The organism is Pseudomonadota bacterium, from assembly GCA_027624955.1.
GTDB lineage: Bacteria > Pseudomonadota > Alphaproteobacteria > UBA828 > UBA828 > PTKB01.
The window spans coordinates 62,136-78,828 of sequence record JAQBTG010000010.1; the positions used below are offsets into that span (position 1 = coordinate 62,136).

The 16,693-nt window shown below is 58.7% G+C and carries 15 protein-coding genes; 6 read left to right on the plus strand and 9 right to left on the minus strand.

What is annotated here, in order from left to right; all coding sequences use genetic code 11:
• Window position 1: 1 nt before the first annotated feature.
• Complete coding sequence (locus O3A94_05810; protein MDA1355770.1) at window positions 2-1,204, minus strand: mandelate racemase/muconate lactonizing enzyme family protein; 1,203 nt, start codon at window positions 1,202-1,204, stop codon at window positions 2-4.
• Window positions 1,205-1,296: 92 nt separating this feature from the next.
• Here O3A94_05810 and O3A94_05815 point away from each other — a divergent pair, with 92 nt between their 5' ends.
• Window positions 1,297-1,716 carry an OsmC family protein gene (locus O3A94_05815; GenBank protein ID MDA1355771.1) on the plus strand — a complete coding sequence of 140 codons (420 nt, stop codon included), beginning with the start codon at window positions 1,297-1,299 and terminating at the stop codon, window positions 1,714-1,716.
• Window positions 1,717-1,722: 6 nt separating this feature from the next.
• Here O3A94_05815 and eno read toward each other — a convergent pair whose 3' ends face one another.
• Entirely contained in the window at window positions 1,723-3,009 is a 1,287-nt protein-coding gene (eno, locus tag O3A94_05820) for a phosphopyruvate hydratase (protein ID MDA1355772.1), read from the minus strand.
• 73 nt (window positions 3,010-3,082) lie between these two features.
• Between eno and O3A94_05825 the strand changes: the two genes are divergently transcribed.
• The 3 genes from O3A94_05825 (at window position 3,083) to hydA (ending at window position 6,123) form a co-directional block, all read left to right on the plus strand.
• A complete protein-coding gene (locus tag O3A94_05825) occupies window positions 3,083-3,727 on the plus strand; it encodes an SDR family oxidoreductase (GenBank protein ID MDA1355773.1) in 645 nt (214 codons plus the stop codon).
• A complete protein-coding gene (locus tag O3A94_05830; GenBank protein ID MDA1355774.1) occupies window positions 3,724-4,659 on the plus strand; it encodes an NAD(P)-dependent oxidoreductase in 936 nt (311 codons plus the stop codon). The genes O3A94_05825 and O3A94_05830 overlap by 4 nt, the downstream gene beginning before the upstream one ends.
• A gap of 93 nt (window positions 4,660-4,752) precedes the next feature.
• On the plus strand, window positions 4,753-6,123 hold the full coding sequence (gene hydA, locus O3A94_05835) for a dihydropyrimidinase (protein ID MDA1355775.1): 1,371 nt from the start codon (window positions 4,753-4,755) through the stop codon (window positions 6,121-6,123).
• A 22-nt stretch (window positions 6,124-6,145) separates the two neighbouring features.
• Here the strand turns inward: hydA and O3A94_05840 are convergent, their stop codons facing one another.
• The 7 genes from O3A94_05840 to tpiA form a co-directional block, all read right to left on the minus strand.
• Entirely contained in the window at window positions 6,146-7,279 is a 1,134-nt protein-coding gene (locus O3A94_05840; protein ID MDA1355776.1) for a serine hydrolase, read from the minus strand.
• A gap of 9 nt (window positions 7,280-7,288) precedes the next feature.
• Entirely contained in the window at window positions 7,289-8,302 is a 1,014-nt protein-coding gene (locus tag O3A94_05845) for a hypothetical protein (GenBank protein MDA1355777.1), read from the minus strand.
• A gap of 16 nt (window positions 8,303-8,318) precedes the next feature.
• Window positions 8,319-9,215, minus strand: a complete 897-nt coding sequence (locus O3A94_05850) for an aminotransferase class IV (GenBank protein ID MDA1355778.1) — start codon at window positions 9,213-9,215, stop codon at window positions 8,319-8,321.
• Between the two features lie 14 nt (window positions 9,216-9,229).
• Window positions 9,230-10,066, minus strand: coding sequence for a 3-deoxy-8-phosphooctulonate synthase (kdsA, locus tag O3A94_05855; GenBank protein MDA1355779.1), 837 nt, complete (start codon window positions 10,064-10,066; stop codon window positions 9,230-9,232).
• 17 nt (window positions 10,067-10,083) lie between these two features.
• Window positions 10,084-11,712: a CTP synthase gene (locus tag O3A94_05860; protein MDA1355780.1), complete on the minus strand. Its 1,629-nt coding sequence runs from the start codon at window positions 11,710-11,712 to the stop codon at window positions 10,084-10,086.
• Window positions 11,713-11,805: 93 nt separating this feature from the next.
• A complete protein-coding gene (gene secG, locus O3A94_05865) occupies window positions 11,806-12,264 on the minus strand; it encodes a preprotein translocase subunit SecG (protein MDA1355781.1) in 459 nt (152 codons plus the stop codon).
• 44 nt (window positions 12,265-12,308) lie between these two features.
• Window positions 12,309-13,091, minus strand: coding sequence for a triose-phosphate isomerase (gene tpiA / locus O3A94_05870; GenBank protein MDA1355782.1), 783 nt, complete (start codon window positions 13,089-13,091; stop codon window positions 12,309-12,311).
• 182 nt (window positions 13,092-13,273) lie between these two features.
• Here tpiA and O3A94_05875 point away from each other — a divergent pair, with 182 nt between their 5' ends.
• Together O3A94_05875 and trpE are read left to right on the plus strand one after the other, a co-directional pair.
• Window positions 13,274-15,175, plus strand: coding sequence for a SurA N-terminal domain-containing protein (locus tag O3A94_05875; protein ID MDA1355783.1), 1,902 nt, complete (start codon window positions 13,274-13,276; stop codon window positions 15,173-15,175).
• Complete coding sequence (trpE, locus tag O3A94_05880) at window positions 15,172-16,683, plus strand: anthranilate synthase component I (GenBank protein ID MDA1355784.1); 1,512 nt, start codon at window positions 15,172-15,174, stop codon at window positions 16,681-16,683. The genes O3A94_05875 and trpE overlap by 4 nt, the downstream gene beginning before the upstream one ends.
• Window positions 16,684-16,693 lie beyond the last annotated feature (10 nt).

A 16,693-nucleotide genomic window follows, 5' to 3' on the forward strand; every position in this document is an offset into this window, starting at 1 on the left:
GTCAGTCCGCTTCCGTCGCGGTAACGTGAATGTCGGCCCGGTCAAATACCGCGGGCAGGATATCCGTGCCGAGGCCCGGGCCTTCCGGCGGGTAGACATAGCCGTTTTCGATTTTCGGCAACACCGTGACGAGTTCCTTGTACCAACCGGCGTAGAAGGCTCGGACGGTTTCCTGAATCAACGCGTTCGGTACGTTCAGACAGAGATGGATGCAGGCCATCAGCGCCACCGGGCCGCTGCAATCATGTGGTGCGATGGGGCGGTGGAAGGTTTCGGCGAGGCTGGCGATCTTCTTTGCCTCGCTGATACCGCCGCACCAGGTGAGGTCCGGCATGATGATGCCGGCGGCGCCGGCTTCGAGGATTCTGTGGTGCTCCCAGCGCGCGCCGAGTGTTTCGCTGGCGCAGACTGGGACGTTGGTCGCCGCGGCAAATTCGGCCACTGCGTCGATACTGTCCATACGGATCGGGTCCTCGAACCAGAAGGGATTAAATTCCTCGAGCGCCTCGGCGATTTTGATGGCAGCGGGAAAACGCCACAGTGAATGCAGCTCGACCATGATGTCCATTTCATCTCCTACCGCCGCGCGGATTTTACGGAACGGTTCAAGCGCCGTGTCGAGATCAGCGTTGGAGATGTAATAGCCGCCGGACGCCTTGGCGGCGAAATCGAACGGCCATATTTTCATGCCGGTGATGCCCTCCGCCAACAGGCTCTCGGCCAGGGCGCCGGCATCGTTTAGGAAAGCGTCGAGATCTTCGTAAGGGCCCTCTGCGTTGCCGCCGGTGCCCCAATCATCAAGCCCCCAATTCGGCCGCGAACGCACATAGCGATAGCCGGCGCAGGTGTTGTAGATGCGCATTTTGTCATGGGTAAGGCCACCGAGAAGTTGATAGACCGGCTGCTCGGTCGCCCGGCCCCATAGATCCCAGAGCGCGATATCGATGGCTGACCGCCCGCGCGTCTCGGCGCCGGTGCCTGCGAAGCCGATATAGGGCGTGAGGTCCCGGGCGATACGTTCGATCTGCAGGGGGTCGCGGCCGATCAAGGCTGGCGCTGCAGTTTCATGGATGTAGGCTTCAGCAGCGCGGGCACCGAAGAATGTCTCGCCCAGTCCGATCACACCGGCATCGGTATGCAGCCGCACCCATAGGAGATTGGAGAATTCATCGAGGCGTATGGTCTCGACGCGCGTGATCTTCATGGCTTTGCCCCGCGATTTTCAATTGTTGTCGCTTCGTGGACTCTATCCAATAGAATGCCGCCAACAGTCAATGGAATAGCAAGAGGCGAGCCATGAAGGCGGAAATCAAATGGGTGGAGAAACGCAGCTTTCTCGGCAAATCGAGCAGCGGATTCACGGTTCCATTCGGCACCGCGTCTGAGCCTGACGGCATTCGCCCAGGACCTTCCGCCATGGAATTGGTGCTGATTGGCACCGGCGGATGTGCGGCTTGGGATGTGGTGCAAATTCTCGAAAAAGGTCGCCAAAATGTCGAAGATTGCGTGGTCGAACTCGATGCCAACCGGGCCGAGGAAGACCCCAAAGTGTTCACCCGAATTCATATGCATTTCATCGTCACTGGGCGCGGCCTCAGTACCGACAAAGTGGCGCGGGCGATTACGCTATCTGCCGACAAATACTGCTCAGCCTCCGCGATGATGGCTAAAACCGCCGACGTGACCCATGATTTCGAGGTGATCGAAAGCGCTTGAACGGCGCTAGCTCGGCCGTTTCAACAACACGCTGTTTCCGGCGTAAACCGCGCTCGGCCCCAACGCCTCTTCGATGCGGATGAGCTGGTTATATTTGGCCGTGCGGTCTGAACGGGCGAGCGAGCCGGTCTTGATCTGGCCGCAATTTGTCGCCACTGCGAGATCAGCAATGGTGACATCCTCGGTTTCACCGGAGCGGTGCGACATCACCGCCGCATAGCCGGCGCGGTGCGCCATATCGACCGCTTCCAGGGTTTCGCTCAAAGTGCCTATCTGGTTGACCTTCACCAGTATGGCGTTGGCCACCCCTTCCGCTATGCCGCGTGACAGGCGCGCCACATTGGTCGCGAAGAGATCGTCGCCGACCAAACGAAGACGCTCACCGAGCGCTACCGTTAGATCAGCCCAGCCTTGCCAATCGTCCTCGGCCAGCCCGTCCTCGATCGAGACGATGGGATATTTACCGGCGAGATCCGTATAGAGCGTGATCATCTCATCGACACCGAGACTGCGCCCCTCACCTGCCAGCTCATATTTACCGTCGCGGAAGAATTCGCTGGCGGCGACATCGAGCGCCAACACCACATCTTCGCCGGCGCGGTACCCCGCCGCCTCAATTGCCTTCATCACCAGATCGAGTGCATCGGTTGTACTGGCGAGGTTGGGCGCAAAGCCGCCCTCATCGCCGACGTTGGTGCTCAGACCGGAATCGGACAGGCGCCGCCTGAGCGCGTGGAATATTTCTGCCCCGACCCGCACCGCATCGGCGAAAGTTGGCGCGGCAACCGGCATGATCATGAATTCCTGGAAATCTATGGCGTTGTCAGCGTGAGCACCGCCATTGAGGATGTTCATCATCGGCACGGGGAGCGTGTGCGCTTGCACACCGCCGACATAGCGAAAGAGCGGCTGTCCACGGTCCGCGGCCGCGGCCTTGGCGACGGCGAGGCTGACGGCCAGCGTGGCATTGGCGCCAAGGCGCGCTTTGTTCGGCGTGCCATCCAGATCCACAAGCATGGCGTCGATCAAATTCTGTTCATCAGCCGACATGCCACCGATTGCCGGGAAAATCTCATCGTCCACAGCGGCCACCGCGCCAAGAACGCCCTTGCCGCCATAACGTGTCTGGTCCTGATCGCGGCGCTCCACCGCTTCATGGGCGCCGGTGGAGGCGCCAGACGGCACGGCCGCGCGTCCCATCACACCGTTTTTCAGCACCACATCCACTTCGACTGTGGGGTTGCCTCTACTGTCGAGAATTTCGCGGGCATGGATGTCCGTGATCGCAGTCATTATGATCTCCCTTATCTGCCGCTGTTTCATGGCATAATCGGCGGGATTCGAAAAGTAGAGATCGGAAAAATCGATGGATGTACTTGTAGTCGGCGCAAACGGGCGCACTGGTCGGCATGTTTTGCCACTCCTCAAACAGGCCGGGTTTAATCCGCGCGCCATGATCCGAAATTTCGATCAGCGCGACGATATGGAGGCGCTTGGTGCCGAAATCGTCGCCGGCGATTTGGAGAAACCACTGGGCTATGCGGTGGGCGACAACCGGGCATGTATCTTCGTCGCCGGGTCGGGCTCAAAAACTGGGCCGGAGAAAACCATCGACGTTGATTTTCATGGCGCCGTCAGCCTGATGGAGACCTGCGAGCGCAAGAAAATCCGGCGCTTTATCATGTTGAGCTCAATGAATACGGACGATCCAGAATCTGGCCCGGAAAAACTTCGCCATTATCTCAACGCCAAGGCAGGGGCCGACAACCGCCTGCGGACAAGCTTGATGAACTGGACAATTGTCCGCCCAGGGTTCCTGACCGACGAGCCGAGCCATGAATTGCTCGAAATTGCGCCCAGCCTCGGCTTGATCGAAGGCGCTGGGTCGATTAGCCGCGAAGATGTCGCCAAAGTGCTTGTCGCTTGTCTTGCGCGCGACAATACCATCGGCAAAACCTTCGATATTGTCGATGGCAAGACGCCGCTGGAAGAAGCCCTCGACAGCATATGACAAGCAAAGCGGTATTTATCGATTGTCCAACCTTTCTCGGACAACTCTATAGCGCCGAACTGCGCGCCATCCTGCCCGATCTTGTGATGAATATCGGCGATCCGCCGGGCGGCGACACGCCTGCGATGCTGGCCGGCGTGCAGGGCGCCATCAACGATCACACCATGATGAACGAAGAAACCCTGCGGGCGTGCCAGGACCTGAAAGTGATCGTCTTTATGGGAACCGGCGCGTCGAGCTATATCGATGTCGAAGCGGCGGAGAAAATCGGCATCCGGGTGCGTACGATCCGCGACTATGGCAACCGCACCGTTGCCGAACACGCCGTAGCCTTGATGTTCGCTGCAGCGCGGCGCATCGCCGCCATGGATAGCGCCATACGGGACGGTGTGTGGGAAACGCTCGACGCCGTGGAACTCGAGCATAAGACGCTGGGCGTTGTTGGCGTCGGCGGCATCGGCCGGGAAATGATCCGTCTCGGCCACGGCCTTGGCATGAAGGTGTTGGCCTGGAACCGGAGCGGTGTGGCGAGTGATTTACCCTGCGAGGAATGCGCGCTCGACGAGTTGATGAAGCGCTCAGACGTGCTGTCGCTGCATCTCTCTCTCAATGACGAAACCACAGGCATGATCGATGCCCGCCGCATCGGCCTGATGCGCCCCAATGCCATACTCGTCAATACCGCGCGTGGCGGCGTTATCGACGAGGCCGCGCTGATCGACGCGTTGAGAGACGGAAAAATCGCCCATGCTGGCTTAGATGTTTTCGCTGAGGAACCGTTGCCGCCGGGCCACCCCTTGTTGACCATGGGCAATGTCACGCTTACGGCACATGCCGGGTTCATGACGCGTGAAGCATCGGCGCGGCTGTTGCGAATGGCGCTTGAGATCATGCGGGAGGAATTAGCGGCAATGGACGGCGCGTCCGCCTGAAGGTTTCTGGACCGCCTGCCCCAGCTTGGTACATACTTTGTTTGAAAGTGGATTCGACTTAGATTTGACGCGACATGGAAAGGAAACAAGACCATGGACCTCATCTTACGCAACGGCTCCATCGTTACACATGCCGAGGAATTTATCGCTGATATCGGCATCGAGGGCGGCAAGATCAAACAAATTGGCCACAAATTAGGCCCGGCAGCGAGAGAAATCGACGTCAGTGGCAAGTATCTTTTCCCAGGCGGCGTGGATGCCCACACACATGTGGATTTCGAATTGATGGGCAAACGCACCATCGACGATTTTCATTCTTCCACCGTTCAGGCGGCCTGCGGCGGCGTGACGACGGTGATCGATTATGTTTTCCCGGCGCCGGGGCAAACTCTGATGCAAGCGGTGGAATCCTGGAAAGCCAAGGCCAAAGATAAAACCGTCATCGATTACGGCCTACACCCAACCCTCTTCAAACCCGACGACCAGATGATTCAAGAAATGGGCGATCTGGTGGCGGAGGGCCACACCAGTTTCAAAATTTTTATGACCGAACTGGGTGAATTCGACCAGTTCGCGCCGCAATATGTCGAGGCCATGCACATGGCAGGCAAGCTCGGCGCGCTTACCAACATCCATTGCGAAGACCAGTGCTGCATTTCCTATATTACCAAGCAGTTGGAAACGGCCGGTAAATCAAACGTCAAACATTTTGCCGATTCACGCCCGCGTATTTCGGAAGGCCTGGCGGCGCACCGCGCCTGTGCTTTGGCGCGGGTCGCCGATGCGCCAGTCTATCTGGTCCATCTCTCGTGCGAAGAAAGCATGGATGAGCTCAACGACGCACGCGCCAAGGGCCAGACGGTCTACGGCGAAACCCGCCCGATCTATCTCCATCTCGACCGCGAGCGCTTCAATTCAGAGGTCGACCCTGAGCGCTACGTCGGCTGGCCACCGCTGCGCGAAGCGAGCCAAATGGACGTGTTGTGGCAAGCCCTGGATAGCGGCGTCCTGCAAACCGTGGCGACCGATCATGTCGGCTGGTCGATGGAACAGAAGAAGGAAGAAACCACCGTCGATAATTTGCAGCCCGGCATGTCGAATCTAGAAACGGTCATGCCCATGCTCTATTCGGAGGGCATCGGTAAGGGTCGCATGTCGCGCAAACGGTTTGTCGAAGTTATCTCCACCAACCCAGCAAAAATCTTCGGCCTCTATCCGCAGAAGGGCACCATCGCCATCGGCTCCGACGCCGATATCGTTGTCTTCGACCCCAAGAAAGACGTCACCATCCGGCATGAAGATATGCATTCAAACCAGGATTGGGAATTGCATGAAGGCTTCGAAGTCACGGGCTGGCCAGTGATGACGCTCTCACGCGGCGAGATCATCGTCGAGAACGGCAATGTGCTGGCTAAACCTGGACGCGGCAAAATGCTGAGGCGGCAGAAGTTCGCCGAACTTTAGAATATGACGATCTGAGAGGGCTTTAGACGCACCCCGCCGCGGCGTCGATCAGGCGGCGCGCGTAGGGGCCGAGGCCGATTTCCGGGGCAATGCGGTTGGGGCAGAAGCTGAAGGCGAGTTTGCTGGCCGGGTCGGCGAAGCCGAGTGCGCCGCCGACACCGAGATGGCCGAAGGAGTCGGGATTGGCGTTGAATTTGGCGAAATCATTGTTGAGCATGAAGCCGTAGGACATGCGGACATCGAGGCCGACCGCGTCGAGCCCGGCCCATTGTTCGCGGGCGATCCATTTCATCGCGCCCTTTTGGATCAGGCGCACGCCGGCGATCTCACCGTCATTGACCAGTGCCGCGTAGAAGCGCGCCACCGCACGGGCGTTGCCATGGCCGTTATAGGCCGGCATTTCGAGTCGGCGGAATTTGTCGCTGTTGAAATCCTCGCCGTCATTGAGCGGCAGCGGGCGCCAATATCTGCCGTTGAGTGTATCGAGGTCGAGGAACATTTCGGTCCAGGGGTCCGGCTCGGGATGGACGATATCGGCGCAGCGCGCCAGCTCCGCCTCTCCCAAACCAAAATAGAATCCGCCGCCGAGCGGCTCGAATATTTCCTCGCGCACGAAGCGGCCGATGGATTTACCGCTCACGCGGCGCACCACCTCGCCGGTGAGATGGCCAAGCGTGAAGGTGTGATAACAGCCTTCTTCGCCGGGCACGCTGATCGGCTGCTCCCGTTCGATGGCGCGCAGCATGGCGTCCCAATCATAGGCATCGCCGGGCCAGGCGCTGAGCACGCCCGGCAGGCCCGCCATATGGGTCACGATATGTCGCACGGTCGTCGATTCTTTGCCGGCCTGGGCGTATTCCGGCCAATATTTCGCCACGCGATCATCCAAGCCAATTTCGCCGCGTTCGGCCAGCATAAGGAGAGCAAAGATCGCGAACGGTTTACCGACGGAAAACATGCAGGCGATACTGTCTTGCTGCCACGGCAAACGACGCGCCGCATCCCGGTGGCCGGCCCATAGATCGACCACGCAGCGGCCGTTGGCCCACACCGCGACAGCCTCCCCAACTTCATCACCGGAAGCAAAATTTTCCTGCAGCGCGTCGCGAACGGCGGTAAACGCTGGATCGCACGTACCGAATATTTCGATCGACATGATAGCGCCTTACATCAGTGTCCGGATGACGTTCAAACCTTCGAGCAAATCGAAGATGCGCGCGACATAGTGATCGCGCACGGTGAAGCGCGCTTCGCCCTTCCCCTTCAGCTCCTGTTCCAAACACGTCACCAATTTTTGAAGCCGACGTTGATGAATGCCGAGGCGACGTTGCACCGGGTCGCTCACGACGCCCGAGAAAGCCGCAAACACAGCACCGAAAGCAACCAAACCGCCGGTTGCGCCCACGGTCAACGCCGCCGGCGCCACAGCAGGAAAAAGACCATACCAAACGCCGCCAAGCCCGGCGCCGAGCGGAAACGACGCTATCGCGGCACTTTGAACGAGCGCATGCGCGGCGACCGGACCGAGCGACATCATGCCCGGAGTCAATTGCTTGAAAACAACGGCGCCAACACCGGCGCTCAACAGCGCGTTGCTCATATCGGCAGAAGACACGCGCGTGCCTTGATAGGTAGTCAGCGCGCCGGTAAGCCAGGCGCGAAATTCGGCGTCATGACCTTGCACGCCGGATTCTTGCAACTGCTCGGAGATGGCACCTACCACTCGCGGATCGCGCAGTAGTTCTTCCGCCAACGCGTCGCGTTCGCTGACACGTGATCCTTGTGTGTAAGGCAGTTCAAGATAATCGACAAAGAGGCGCCATTCGAGCTCACGCGCTACATCCGTTTTCAAATAAAAGCGGCGGCTCTCCAGCCAGGCGGCACTTTGCTTGCGCCCGACAGCGCGGCATCCGGCCGCGATAATTTGCGTGGTCAGAAACGGCGCGCTCATGGCGAGATTTGCCGGCGCCCGGACCATGTCCAGGCCCACGGCATGGCGATGCAGACGAAGAGAACCCAGGAAGCTGAAATTATCTTTGGCGAATTCCTCGACCTTGGCGCGGCGGGATTCGCAGTAGCGGTCCACAGCCTCACTGACGATTTCTCGCGCCCGCGCCCGATCGACAAGCCTATCGACGGCCTTGTCGGTGGGCTCCGGGGGCGCCTGCCGCGCGCTCATTTCTGAAGTAGCGCCCTCATCCGTTCAGAATGTCTTCGATCCGGGTGCCGTGCCAACCGGCTTCGCGCTTGCGCCAGTATTGATCTTGAATCCGGCTGGTTAGCAGGCCCTTATGGCCGTTGCCGATAGGCCGACTGTCGAGTTGTGTCACCGGCATCACGCCGCCCGCAGTGGTGCTGCAGAAAATTTCATCGACGTCCTGCAATTCGTCAGGATGCACTTTGCGTTCTTCATAGGGAATATTTTCAGCCTCGCAAATTTCTCGCACGGAGCGCCGGGTGACGCCTTCGAGAATGTTGCTGTTCGGCGTCGACACCTTGCCGCCCTGAACGATGAACATGTTGTATCCCGGCCCTTCGGTCAGATAGCCGTCTGGGCCACAGAGGAGCGAATCATCGCAGCCCCGGTCATAGGCTTGGAAGCGCGACTGCACCAAATCGGCGCGGTCATAATTCTTGAATCGCTGATCAATCGCTTTTGAAGAGATACGCTCAACGCTAGAGACATATAGGTTCACGCCTTCGCGGCATTTTTCCTCACCCCAAATCCACACGTAGGGCATGGCATAGGCGACGAACTGACAGTCGCCGAGGCGCGGGTCGCGTGTTTGGCTGGGAGTGACGCCTCGCGTCATCTGTACCTTGATATAGGCGTTATCCAGTTCTGCCCGGTCAACGCATTCGGCCAAGATCCGGCGCATCTCGTCATGACTGTAGGGATTGGTCAGGCGAAATCCGTCAATGGATTGCTGGAAGCGCTGAAGATGTTCGTCCAGCATAAACACCCAGCGATTCCAGGCCGACGTCACATCATAGACCACGTCGCCCCAAACAAACCCGTTATCGAAGATCGACATCTTCGCCTCTTCGGGCTTCACATAGTCTCCGTCGATGAACACGATTCCGTCGGACATAGCGTTTCCCCGTTTTAGCCGTTGTACTCCTTGGCCAGCTTATCGAAAGCCATGAGCCTGTCCAACAGTGCCGGCATATCCTCGAGCGGCACCATGTTGGGGCCGTCGGATGGCGCGTTGTCAGGATCGCGGTGAGTTTCCATGAAAACTGCGGCAACGCCCACAGCCACGGCGGCTCGCGCCAACACGGGTACGAATTCACGCTGGCCGCCGCTCACCGTCCCCTGCCCGCCTGGCTGCTGTACGGAATGCGTCGCGTCATAGACCACCGGGCAGCCAGTAGCCGCCAATTCAGGCAGACTGCGCATGTCAGACACCAGCGTGTTGTAGCCGAAGGAGACGCCGCGCTCGCACACCATAACGTTCGGATTGCCCGCATCGATAATCTTAGCCACGACATTTTTCATATCCCATGGTGCCAAGAACTGCCCTTTTTTGACGTTGATCGCCCTGCCGGTAGCGGCAGCGGCCAACAACAGATCCGTTTGACGGCACAGAAAGGCCGGTATTTGCAGCACGTCGACTGCTTCCGCCACCGGCGCACATTGCTCAGCGCTGTGCACATCCGTAATGACCGGGCAGCCAACAACTTCTCGGACCTCGGCCAGAATTGGCAAGCCATTAGCCATACCGATACCGCGCGCGCTTCCAGCGCTGGTGCGATTCGCCTTGTCGAACGAACTTTTATAGATCAGTGGAATTCCGCGCGGGCGTGTCATCTCGACCAAAGCCTGGGCCGTCTCGAGCGCATGATCGCGGCTTTCGATTGCGCATGGCCCAGCGATTAATACCAGCGGCAAATTGTTGCCCACAGCGAAATCGCCGATACGGACGTGAATCGGGGCCGTCATTTCATGGCTCCCAATGATCAAACCAACCGCGATTGGTCAACGGCGGCTTTGACGAACGAAGCAAACAACGGATGCGGCGCAAATGGCTTGGACTTCAGCTCAGGATGAAATTGCACGCCGACAAACCACGGATGGTCCTCGCGCTCGACGATTTCCGGCAATTCGCCGTCCGGCGAAAAGGCCGTAAACCGCATTCCGGCTTCTTTTAGCTGACGCTGATAATTAACGTTCACCTCGTAGCGGTGACGGTGACGCTCGCTAATCAAGCCGGTGCCATAAGCCTCGCGGACTTTGCTGCCGGTGCGCAACAGAGCGTCATAAGCGCCGAGGCGCATGGTGCCGCCTAGGTTGTCGCCGGCACTTCGTTGCTCCACATCGTTGCCGCTCTTCCATTCGGTCATCAGGCCGACCACGGCGTCCTCACACGGGCCGAATTCGGTTGAGCTGGCGTTTTTCAAACCGGCCAGATTGCGCGCCGTTTCGATAACAGCAAGCTGCATGCCGAAACAGATTCCGAAATAGGGCACGCGCTTGGTCCGAGCGAAGGTTACGGCGGCAATTTTGCCTTCCGCGCCGCGCTCGCCGAAACCACCTGGAACAAGAATGCCGTTCACCGATTCAAGCTCCTGCATTGCGCCTTCGCTCTCGAAAATATCGGCATCGATCCAGCGCATATCAACCCGCACATTGTTGGCGATGCCGCCATGGGCCAACGCTTCGTCGAGTGACTTATAGGCATCCTGAAGACCGGTATATTTACCGACGACCGCAATACTAACTTCACCCTCTGGAGCCAGTAGCCGATCAACGATGTGGTGCCAGACGTTCAAATCCGGCTCGCTCTCGCTATCAAGACCGAAATGGTCGAGGACTTGGGTATCGAAGCCTTGATTGTGGTAGTGAACGGGAACTTGATAGATCGTATTGACGTCAGTGGCGGCGATAACCCGACGCTCGGGAACATTGCAGAATAGTGCGATCTTGCGGCGGTCCGAATCAGGAATCGGGCGGTCACTGCGGCACAGCAGCAAATCGGGCTGAATACCGATACTGCGCAATTCCTTTACCGAATGCTGCGTTGGCTTTGTTTTGAGCTCGCCGGCTGCGGGGATATAGGGCAACAGAGTCAAGTGCACATACATCACCTTGTCGGACCCAAATTCATAGCCAAATTGCCGAATTGCCTCGAAGAAAGGCAATCCTTCGATATCGCCGACCGTGCCGCCAATCTCGACAAGGACAAAATCTGCCCCGTCCACATCCGCTGTAATGGCTTCTTTGATGGCGTCGGTAACGTGTGGAATCACCTGGACAGTACCCCCCAAATAATCGCCACGGCGCTCGCGCGCAATAACTCCGGAGTAAATCCTGCCTGCGGTGACACTGTCGCTGCGGCGCGCCGGTACCCCGGTAAAACGCTCGTAATGGCCGAGATCCAGATCGGTCTCAGCGCCGTCGTCGGTGACGTAGACCTCGCCATGTTGATACGGACTCATCGTGCCCGGATCGACATTCAGGTAAGGATCGAACTTTCGCAATCTGACCGAATAACCCCGCGCCTGAAGAAGGGCGCCCAGAGCTGCGGAAGAAAGACCCTTTCCGAGAGAGGAAACCACGCCGCCGGTGATAAATATATACCGCGTCATGGGCGCTTAAACTAACAGAGGCAAGGCGAAGGCCCAAGCATTAGGTCAATAATATTTCGAAGATCAGCCCAAGCCTTAGTTCTGCAATGCTTATCAGTCCGGCGACGGGACGCTCGGCTGATCGCTGTCGCCCGATTGCAGGTCCGACTCGGGTATCGGCGCCTTAGACTCGGGAACGCCCTCCAGGGCGTCTGTCTCGACAACGGTCGGCGCGGAACCGCTGTCTAACGCGTCAGGATCGTAATCTTCTGAATCGAACGGCTGCAACTCATTCGAATTTTGCTCAACCGGCGTCGTCGAAGTGTCCATGACTGAAAGACCTTCATCCGAATTGCGGCTGAGAATTGCCAGCACCAAGCTCAAAATCATGAACACCGCGCCCAGTCCAGCCGTCATCCGCGTTAGGAAATTGGCCGAGCCGCGAGCGGAGAACATGGCCCCTGGACCACCACCACCGATGCCAAGCGCGCCGCCTTCACTGCGCTGAAGCAGCACTGCGCCGATCATCGTGACAGCGACAATCACCAAAATGACGAGAAGTATGGTTTCCACCCTTGCCTCGCTGGGTTCAGTGCGGTTTCGGCCACATGGTCATGTTAGCGGCCGTAATGGGCACAAATTTTCCAAAAATTTTCCGCCGACAGGCTGGCGCCGCCGACCAAAGCGCCATCGACACCCACAATTGATAAGATTTCACCGGCATTTTCTGCTTTGACGGACCCGCCATATAGCACGCGCAAGCCATTTTTGCCGCCAGTTTTTAAATCGCCGAACAGGTTGCGGATATGTTGGTGCATTTCGCCGATCTCAACCGCTGTTGGGATGCGGCCCGTGCCAATCGCCCATACCGGCTCATAGGCGATAATGATACTGGCGCTGCCGCCTTTGTCGGGCAGCGATTTGCTCAGCTGCTCACCAACCACGGCAAGCGCGCGTCCTGCTTCCCGGTCATCCTCGCTTTCCCCGACACAAAGGATCGCACACAATCCCGCCCGAAGCGCCGCAGCGGCTTTCATGCAAACCATCTCATTGGTCTCGCCATGATCCGCACGCCTTTCCGAATGCCCTAATATCACATAACTGCAGCCGCAATCAGCGAGCAATTCGGCGCTGATTTCTCCGGTATGCGCCCCTTTTTCTTCGGCGTGGCAGTCCTGGCCACCAAGCGCGATCCCGACGCCTTGTAAGGTGTCGCGAAGCTCGAACAGAAGCGCCGCCGGCGGACACACGACGATGTCGCACGCTGGCTCACGCGCCGCCCGCTTGAGATCGGCAAGCCCGCGTCCTAAATCCCGGCCATCACGCCGCAATCCGTTCATTTTCCAATTTGCGACGACGACAGGGCGAGACGCCGCCGCACCGCCCGAAGCCTGAGACATGGGACACCAAGAATTATGCGGAGAATCGGCGCAGAATTAACATAGCGTCCCGGTGATTGCCAGTGCAGGCATCGGAGGCAATTGCATATTGCGGCCCCCTTCTTGCGCCTCTATGATCCGGACCGTCGCTCTCTCGGGAGCAACCCGCAGTTTCAATGGGTTAGAAGGGAATCTTCACGACCATGCTCAATGCTCTCAGGAAGGGATCGCAGACCTGGACCGGTAAAGTTATCATGGTCGTCGCCGGTGGCGCGCTGGTCATCTCACTCGGCTTTGGCGATGTCTTCAATTCGGGAGGGAGTGCGTCCTCCATTGCGATGGTGGGCGACGTCGAGATTTCGACCGCCCGCTTCGCCGCAGAATATCGACGTGAAATGCAGCGCATTCAACAGCGCGTGCCGACCTTCACCGCCGAACAGGCGATTTCGATGGGCCTCGTGGATCAGGTCCTTAGAAGCTTGGTCGGCGAAGCGCTGATCGAGGAAGAAGCCGAGAGCCTCAGCATCAGTGTCGCCGATATCATGGTGCGCAACGAAATCCTCGGGCAAACGGTGTTCACGGGCGAAAGCGGGAAATTTGACCGGGAGCGCTATGAGCAGACACTGCGGCGTAATAGCCTGACACCCGAAATATATGAAGAACGCATTCGCGCCGGCATCCGCAGCGACCAACTTATTCGCACGGTGGCAGGAAACCGCAAGGCGCCGCGAGCGCTCTCTGACGCACTTTACCGATTCCGCAATGAAGTGCGCAGCGCCCGGATCGCCATTATTCCGAGCGATACCAGGTATGACATCGGCTCGCCGAGCTTAGCCGAAATCGATACTTATTATAATGAACATGCCGCCAGCTTTACCGCACCCGAATACCGCACCATCACCTACTTGTATCTCACGCCTGAATCGGTCCTCCGCGAAATCGAATTGAACGATGATGATATTCGGGCTGAGTACGAGGCGCGCGCCGCATTATTTGACCTTCCCGAACAACGTGAAGTGCAGCAAATCCTGTCCGTCGATGAGGCTCTCATCCGTGAGGGGCGAAACATGCTGAACTCGGGCCAAAGCTTCGACGACGTCTCGGAAGAGCTGGCGCGGCGCGGCGCCACCGTACTCAAGATGGGCGGCATCGAGCGCGCCGCTTTGCCTGCCGAAGCCGGCGATGTCGTATTTCAGCTTGCGACCAGCGGCGCCAGCGACCCAGTGCAAACTTCGCTCGGCTGGCATCTCTTTCAAGTCGATGAAATTATCCCGCCACGGCGCGTCGCATTCGACGAAGTGCGCGATGAGTTGCATCAGGAAATGGCGCTGGAAGCGGCGGTCGATAGCCTCTACCGCTTGTCCACCATATTGGAGGACGAGTTGGCGGGTGGCGCCTCGTTGGAACAGGCCGGTCAGGCAATCGGCATTGCTCCCGTGACGGTGGCCTCGCTCGACCTGCGCGGGATGAGCGCCGGTGGCAGCCCAGCGCTCGGCGACTTGGCCGATGCCGGCGAAATCGTGCAGACCGCGTTCACCACCGAAAACGGCGCGGATTCGATCGTCGTCGAATCCGAGGCCAGAAACTATTTTGTTCTCCGCGTGGATTCGGTCATGCCGCCAGCATTGCGCTCACTCGATAGTGTGCGCCATCAGGTGATGGACGGCTGGCAGGCTATTGCGCGGGGCACCCAGGCTCAGCGTGCGGCCGGGCAGCTTGCCGAACGGGTCCGCGGCGGCGAGAGCCTTGCCGCAGCGGCACAGGCTGAACGCTATGACGTGGTGCTGGTCTCCGAGCTTCTGCGCGGCGCCGTGCCCAGCGATAGAGGTGTATCTCAGGAAATTCTGGCCGGGATATTTGAGCAAGACCCCGCCGACCCGCAACCTGTCGTCGGAGAGATCGGAGAAGGCTATGCCGTAGCCATGCTATCGGGTGTCGAGTCTGCCGAGCCCGCCGATGAAGCAGCCTTTGCTGAGCAGTTGAGCATCGAAATTGGGCGCGAGCGCGGCGCCGATATTTCTTCGCTCTACCGTTTCTCTCTCGCCAGCCAGCACGAAGTATCAACCAATCAGCAGGCATTGAAGACGTTCCTGAACACTCCATGAGCGCCTCTCCGGATTTCAAATCCTTCGCCCCGGCTTACGAAATGGGCAGGCCGCAAGCGGTATGGACTACCTTCGTTGCCGATCTCGAAACGCCGGTATCAACGATGCTGAAATTGGCGGAGGGGCGGGCCAACAGCTTTCTCTTAGAATCCGTTGAAGGCGGCGCGGTGCGCGGTAGATACTCGGTAATCGGGCTGAAACCCGATCTCATTTGGCGATGCTTCGGGCCGAACGCCGAAATCAATACCAGCGCCCGCTATGATCCAGACGCTTTCGAGCCCTGCGCGCAGAGCCCCCTCGTTTCCATGCGCGCGCTGATTCGAGATAGCCGTATCGATTTGCCGGAAAATTTACCACCGATGGCGGCCGGCCTGATCGGCTATGTCGGCTATGACATGGTGCGCCACATGGAGCAGCTGCCCGATCCCAATCCCGATGTGCTCAAGCTGCCCGATGCCATATTAATTCGTCCGACTATCATGGCGATCTTCGATTCAGTTGAAGACCTGGTGACCTTGGTGACCCCGGTATGGCCGGAAGATGGGTTGAATGCGCGGGCAGCTTACGGGCGCGCCGCTGAGCGTCTTGCCGACACCGTGGCCGATCTTGAGCGGCCGCTGCCGGTTCGATTTGAAAGCGCACAGACCGATATTCCTGAACCGAAACCAACATCGAATACCACCCCGGCGGAATATCACCGGTTTGTCGAGCGTGCCAAGGAATATATCGCCGCCGGTGACATCTTCCAGGTCGTACCATCGCAGCGTTTTTCGGCGCCCTTCACCCTGCCACCATTCTCCCTTTACCGTGCGCTGCGCCGCCTGAACCCCTCCCCATTTCTCTATTTTCTTAATTTCGGTGGATTTGCCGTCGTCGGATCAAGTCCGGAAATACTTGTCCGGTTGCGCGACGACAAGGTGACGATTCGGCCGATTGCCGGAACCAGACCGAGGGGCGCAAATCGCGCCGAAGATCAGGCCTACGCTGACGATCTGCTGTCGGACCCGAAGGAACTTGCCGAGCATCTGATGCTGCTCGATCTTGGCCGCAATGATGTCGGCCGGGTGGCGCAGATTGGCACAGTCGAAGTCACGGAAAACATGACGATCGAGCATTATTCGCATGTCATGCATATTGTTTCCAATGTCGAGGGCCGTCTAAAGCCTGGACTCGATGCGGTCGATGCGTTGATCGCCGGCTTCCCGGCCGGAACCGTATCCGGAGCGCCCAAAGTACGCGCAATGGAAATCATCGACGAATTGGAGAAAGAACGGCGCGGTGTTTATGCCGGAGCGGTGGGATATTTCTCCGCCTCGGGCGCGATGGATACCTGCATTGCCTTGCGCACCGCGATCGTAAAGGACGGCACGATGTATGTGCAGGCCGGCGGCGGAGTGGTCGCGGACAGCGATCCGCAAGCAGAATATGAGGAGACCGTTAACAAAGCACGCGCCTTGTTCCGGGCGGCTGAAGAAGCGACCCGCTTCGCCGCGCGCACCGGGAATTAATCCGGATTTC